Origin of the sequence: Acinetobacter sp. YH16052 (genome assembly GCF_013417155.1) — a bacterium.
Lineage (GTDB): Bacteria > Pseudomonadota > Gammaproteobacteria > Pseudomonadales > Moraxellaceae > Acinetobacter.
In genome coordinates, this window is record NZ_VPEO01000051.1 from 1 (window position 1) to 5,504 (window position 5,504).

Annotated in this window: 8 protein-coding genes; 4 read left to right on the forward strand and 4 right to left on the reverse strand. The window is 31.7% G+C overall.

Translation table 11 applies throughout. The annotated features are described in order from the left end of the window. Positions 1-174: 174 nt before the first annotated feature. From FTV42_RS15230 to FTV42_RS15245, 4 genes are all read left to right on the forward strand, one after another. Positions 175-1,125: a replication initiation protein gene (locus FTV42_RS15230; protein WP_179991634.1), complete on the forward strand. Its 951-nt coding sequence runs from the start codon at positions 175-177 to the stop codon at positions 1,123-1,125. Next, positions 1,122-1,394: a hypothetical protein gene (locus tag FTV42_RS15235; RefSeq protein ID WP_179991633.1), complete on the forward strand. Its 273-nt coding sequence runs from the start codon at positions 1,122-1,124 to the stop codon at positions 1,392-1,394. Before FTV42_RS15230 ends, FTV42_RS15235 begins: the two co-directional genes overlap by 4 nt. Positions 1,395-1,738: 344 nt before the next feature. Then, entirely contained in the window at positions 1,739-2,482 is a 744-nt protein-coding gene (locus FTV42_RS15240) for a serine/threonine-protein kinase (RefSeq protein WP_179991632.1), read from the forward strand. Further along, on the forward strand, positions 2,479-3,246 hold the full coding sequence (locus tag FTV42_RS15245; protein ID WP_179991631.1) for a PP2C family serine/threonine-protein phosphatase: 768 nt from the start codon (positions 2,479-2,481) through the stop codon (positions 3,244-3,246). Before FTV42_RS15240 ends, FTV42_RS15245 begins: the two co-directional genes overlap by 4 nt. Positions 3,247-3,314: 68 nt before the next feature. Here FTV42_RS15245 and FTV42_RS15250 read toward each other — a convergent pair whose 3' ends face one another. The 4 genes from FTV42_RS15250 to FTV42_RS15265 all read right to left on the reverse strand — a co-directional run bounded on the left by FTV42_RS15250 (position 3,315) and on the right by FTV42_RS15265 (position 5,365). Further along, a complete protein-coding gene (locus FTV42_RS15250) occupies positions 3,315-3,632 on the reverse strand; it encodes a HigA family addiction module antitoxin (RefSeq protein WP_179991630.1) in 318 nt (105 codons plus the stop codon). Between the two features lie 17 nt (positions 3,633-3,649). Further along, complete coding sequence (locus tag FTV42_RS15255; protein WP_179991629.1) at positions 3,650-3,928, reverse strand: type II toxin-antitoxin system RelE/ParE family toxin; 279 nt, start codon at positions 3,926-3,928, stop codon at positions 3,650-3,652. A 175-nt stretch (positions 3,929-4,103) separates the two neighbouring features. Then, positions 4,104-4,967, reverse strand: a complete 864-nt coding sequence (locus FTV42_RS15260) for a TIR domain-containing protein (RefSeq protein ID WP_179991628.1) — start codon at positions 4,965-4,967, stop codon at positions 4,104-4,106. A 95-nt stretch (positions 4,968-5,062) separates the two neighbouring features. Continuing rightward, entirely contained in the window at positions 5,063-5,365 is a 303-nt protein-coding gene (locus FTV42_RS15265) for a hypothetical protein (RefSeq protein WP_174761320.1), read from the reverse strand. Positions 5,366-5,504: the final 139 nt, after the last annotated feature.

Genomic DNA, 5,504 nt, shown 5'->3' on the forward strand with positions numbered 1-5,504 from the left:
GTACAAATAGCATGATTTTATCGTTTAAAAGGGTACAAATAGCATGATTAAAGGGTACAAATAGCATGATAAAGGGTACAAATAAATTATTGTACCCTTTATCTTATTGGTGTACATTGTTTTCTCATGAGGGTACAGAAATCATGTTCATTTTTTATAAGGTTTGATATCTAAATGAATAAAGAAAATAGTTATGAAAAGTCTTATCCAGTAACAACAATGGCTATTCAAAATAAAGTTACTGAATGCTTTAAAAGTATGTCTGTAGATGAAAAAAGAATTTTAATTATGGCATCTCCGATTGCTAGAAATATCGATGCAAGTGAACAAGATCAAATATTAATATCAGCTCAACAATTTGCTGATGATTGTGGTATCAAAGTCAATTCTGCTTATAAACAAATTGAAAATGCATCAAAAAAATTAGTAGACCGGTCTTTTTCATACGTTAACGATAAAGGAAAAAAGGTCTACTCTAATTGGGTAATTGATGCTACTTATGAAGATGCAGGGATATCTTTAAGATTTACATCTATTGTTTTGGTGATGTTAAAGATTTTAGATAAATATAATCCATACACTCGTTATAAAAAGGATGTAGTTCTAAAATTAAAAAAAGACTACTCAATAGACTTTTACCATTTGGCGAAAAAAAATCAGGTAAAAAATGGCTTTGAATTAACGCTAGATGAAATGTTTACAGAATTTGGTTTACCTGAATCTTATAGAGATTTGAGGAACTTAAAACGAAGAGTTTTGAATAGTTCATTAGATGAAATTAATAAATTTACCGATATAACAGTTGACTATAATCCAATTAAAAAAGGGCGTTCAGTAATTGGCTTTAAATTTATAGTAAAAGAAAAACCAAAGCCCAAATTAGTAGAGCGTCAGCGAGATCAAAACACCATAGACATGTTTTTCAATCTATCCGATGCTCAAATTAACAAGTACAGCACTATTTTATCTCAACTCTCTGAACTATCAGACCTAAGTAACTTTCCTGATTATCCTGCTTTTGCCCTTTGGATCGGTGGCATCTTACGAGATCCGAAAAGTGTAAGGGAGGAAACCGCAAAACGAATTTTTAAAGCTCTGCATAGCAAAACGGATTTTAAACCATGAGAACTAAAGTTGAATTAGCCGCAATGAGTTGTGAAGAACTCAAAGACTATGAGCAAAGTTTACTAGCTCTGTGGACACCAAGAATGGCTCTTGAAAGTGACATTGAAAGGTTCTGCACTCAACGCAGAGAATTATTGGAGGTTTTTAATCAATTAAAAAATCCTGATGCTCCTGAACATGAACGTTTAAAAAATTCTATTTTATCGCTCAAATATAAGATTAAAAAATTAGAAGATAAATTGGATAATCTTATTCAAGATAATCGCTGAAATTATATAGATTTAATTATTCAGATTATTTAAGTAAAACTGTGAAACATTGCCTAATATTTAGGCGTAGAACATGAAAAATCAAGTAAAAAACCCCTGTTCACAGTCAGGGGTTTTTCGAAATGGATTATATTGTTGAATTATAAGAAGTAAAAATTAGCATTTCGTATAAGGTGTATTATGTTAATTTTAGAATTTCTTAAAATTAATTGTCTATAACAAAAAAATTTCATTCCAAATATTAATCATAATTTTTATTAATTTATGAGAAAATGCAGAAAATATAGTAAGTAATTTATACCTAATTATTTTTATAAAATTTTAAGTTTGTAGGAGCATAAATTTTGGAAGTTTACAGACACTCAAGTTATGAGTTCCAAGTTGTTGACAAAATTGGAGCTGGAGGATTTGGTGAAGTATACGAAGTGGCATTACCTACATGTGATTTTAGATATGCACTAAAACGATTTGCTCCACAAAAAAATATTGCTGAAGCTTCTCTATTTTCTGAAGGTGAACTATTAGAAAGATTCCGTCAGGAAATGAGATATCAGACAAATTGTACTCACAAAAATATAGTTTCTATTTGTGTAGTCCATCAAGGCGATGCTCCATTTTTTGTAATGGATCTTGCTGATTCTGACTTGAATAAGCTAATTAAAAAAGACCTTCTTTCTAATGAGGAAAAGATTAAAGTTATTCTAGATGTTCTGGATGGTTTGGAATATCTTCATAATAAAGGACTAGTTCATAGAGATATAAAACCAGAAAATATATTACTTTTTAATGGAGTATATAAAATTTCAGATTTTGGACTAATTAAAAATTTAGCTCCTAATGCACATCCTAACGATGTTATGAGTGCAATTGGTCTATGTCTTGGAACAACACGATACATGGCTCCTGAAGTTGAAGAAGCTGCGCATTATTCGCATCTTTCTGACATTTTTGCACTAGGCGTGGTCATGTCACAATTACACATAACAGAGCTAGCTAGCATCGCAAATAAGTGTACTTCCCAAACGGTTAGGTTCCGATATCAATCGATTGCTGAAATCAGAAACGATATTCTAAGAGTGATAAAATGAAAATTACATTAAGTTGCGTTTCATCTTTTTCAGAAGCAAGAGATAAATTTTCGCCTGAAAGAAGTAAACAGAATGAAGATTCACTAATTGTGCCTCTTAAAAAAAGTAATGGCTTTTTATTTGGGGTTGCTGATGGTTTAGGCTCATATCATGGTGCAAAAGAAGCATCCTATTTCGTTTGTAACTATATTGAAAACCTTCAACAAATTAGTCACGAATACTTAGAACATTCTTTAAAAGAAGAACTCAAAATCAATTTTCAAAATTTTATTCAAAGTCAAAATTCTGAATACATTAAGGCCTCTACAACTCTCTCATTTTGTTTTTTAGATGATAGTGGTTTGAGCATTTGGCATATTGGCGATTGTAGAGTTTATATCAAGCAAGATACTAAATTAATTCAACTTACGAATGATCATACTCAATATCAAAAGTTACTTGATAAAAAAATATATAGTAAAAAGGAGTTAAACGAAAAAAAGATAAGTCAAAGTACTTTAACAAATGCGATTTCATCTTTCATTGATTTAGATAATGACTATACATTTATCCCCTATGACTCTTTAAAAGATGAATATGGAGAAGAAATGTCAGTATTTATAATGTCTGATGGTGCATATCATTTTTGGGATCAAAGAAAAAATTTCAGTAAAGTCACAATGAGCGACACTATTAAATTTACTAATGCTCTAAAAAGAAGGATAGAGAATAAAGGTCCAATTGATGATTACACATTAATTGGAACAAAATTTTATTTAAAATAGAATCTCTTATATGAAGTAGAAAAGCCTAACATTAGTTAGGCTTTTCTACTTCATATACAATTAAAATGTTATGCAAATGCCAATAAATCATCATACGGTCTAATAGTCTGTTCGATGGTTTTACCAGCTTTTTCATAGGCAATTTTCAAATCATATTGATGTTGTAAATTAAGCCAACTTTCAGCATCTCCACCAAAGAATCGTGCTAATCGCAAAGCTGTATCAGCAGTAATACCGCGACGTTCTAATACAATATCGTTAATTCGAGCTGCAGTTACACCTAACTTTCTAGCTAGAGCAGTAGAGCTTAAATTTAGTGGGAGCATGTACTCTTCTTTAAGAATTTCACCTGGGTGAACAGCTCTCATACCATTATGATGGATCATACATATACCTCTCAAAATTAATGGTAATCGACTATCTCAACCTCACTGGGTCCATTATCCGTCCAAACAAAACAGATTCGCCATTGATCATTAATACGAATACTGTGTTGCCCTAAACGATCACGTTCTAATTTTTCTAATCGATTACCTGGAGGAGATCTCAAAAAATCTAAAGTTACTGCTGCATCTAGCATCGTCAATTTTCGGGTAGCAACTTTCAAAATAGCTGAAAATTTAGAACTCTTACCCGTTTCAAATAATTGACGCGTATATTCGCACTTAAAACTTTTTATCAATTGAGATGCCCTTCATATAATATATTGTATATCGATATGCATTATATCACAAGGATACTTTGCTGTGGCTTACAAGAAAGCCACACGGGCTTAATACAAAATCTTTTATTGCAACCTAGATTTAGGTACAAATTGAAACATATAAAAAAGAGCGAAAGCTCCTTTTTTATATGTTTCAATTAATTTTTCTATAGTTAATATCATATCCAGCATCACTTAGCATATGAGCCACAGACATACGCCAGTCTTTATAACCATGGTCTGTATATACGACACCATTTACATCTCCTGGCATTTCAATATGACCTTCCTTTTTTACTAAGCAGATTACTTTTTCACGAGTATATAAACCTATTAATAAACCATGCTCAAAAACAACATTTTGCCTAGCTCTTAATTTGTACTCATCCTCCCCAATAGCTTTTCCCTGATCATCAGGTGTGTATAAAACTATCCCAAACCCAATAGAAGGATCTTTTGTGTAACGTTCTAACTTTTCTATGATTGTAAGGCTAGCATCGTGCTGTTCTCTGAGAACTATTGGCTCAATTAATTGAGCTGATAAAAAAGCTTTTACTTCATTTATCAATGCATCATCATGCCCATGGACAATGAATACTTTAGATGGGGTAACCTTCTTTTCTTTACCTAATAAATTAGGAACTTGCTTTTTAGTTCCTTTTGCATATGTTATTAATTCTTCTGTTATTTCTTTTTGTTTAAGAATCGCGGACTCTAAATCATTAGAATAAAAACCGATCATAACAACACTAGATGCCTGATTTTCAGCCCTTCGTTGAGCAGCTTGTTGCTGTTTTAAAACCTCACCAGATATCTCACTAGAAAACATGCGTAAACGTTCAATATGCTCAATAGGAATTGTACGCCCATTTATTAATATAGGGTTCCCAACCTGGTAAGGTTCAGCATATTTACAAATCAAATCTTCTAAATCTGTTAAATCTGATTTGATTTCAACTTTATCCCACGCATTTTTATGATGTTTTTCGCCTAATTCTAAAATCACATGATAATACATATTACTAATGCCATATCTTCATTTATATTTTTTAAATATATAATAAGTTTAAGAAAATTAACTACATATTTAACATAAAATCTCTTATGCGAAATTTAGGTCTTATCCCAAATAAATCCATTAAAAAGATCTTTATCTTTCTGCCTATTTTCTTCGGTCTTATTTTCCGTATTTAAAAATTGCTCAAAATCGACTAATTGCTGCTTAAAAGATTCATTATTTTTTAACTTATTCAGCGCCCAAGCACCCAGTAGAATTTTACGTCTAGTATCATCTTTACGTTGCTGATCAGAAACTTTCTTTTTTTCACGTGCAATGGCAGCTTTTTTCTGTTCTTTTAGCTGTTTTAAACGCTCTTCTTGCTTTGCAATTTTTTGCTCTAAATTATCAACACTCATACCATCACCGTATCAAGGAATCCCCCTCAAGCATAGGTCTGTTTGAATTGAAATTCAAGACATCCCATGCTATCGTGGTTTTCCCGAAGGGCGCACTTAGCCATTGGATTTCATCCAATGGTGCGACAAGGGGTAAATC

What these genes read in the sequence shown, in the direction of transcription:
- FTV42_RS15230 (WP_179991634.1), top strand. Translation starts at nt 175, where the DNA reads ATGAATAAAGAAAATAGTTATGAAAAGTCTTATCCAGTAACAACAATG.
- FTV42_RS15235 (WP_179991633.1), top strand. Translation starts at nt 1,122, where the DNA reads ATGAGAACTAAAGTTGAATTAGCCGCAATGAGTTGTGAAGAACTCAAA.
- FTV42_RS15245 (WP_179991631.1), top strand. Translation starts at nt 2,479, where the DNA reads ATGAAAATTACATTAAGTTGCGTTTCATCTTTTTCAGAAGCAAGAGAT.
- FTV42_RS15250 (WP_179991630.1), bottom strand. Translation starts at nt 3,632, where the DNA reads ATGATCCATCATAATGGTATGAGAGCTGTTCACCCAGGTGAAATTCTT.
- FTV42_RS15260 (WP_179991628.1), bottom strand. Translation starts at nt 4,967, where the DNA reads ATGTATTATCATGTGATTTTAGAATTAGGCGAAAAACATCATAAAAAT.
- FTV42_RS15265 (WP_174761320.1), bottom strand. Translation starts at nt 5,365, where the DNA reads ATGAGTGTTGATAATTTAGAGCAAAAAATTGCAAAGCAAGAAGAGCGT.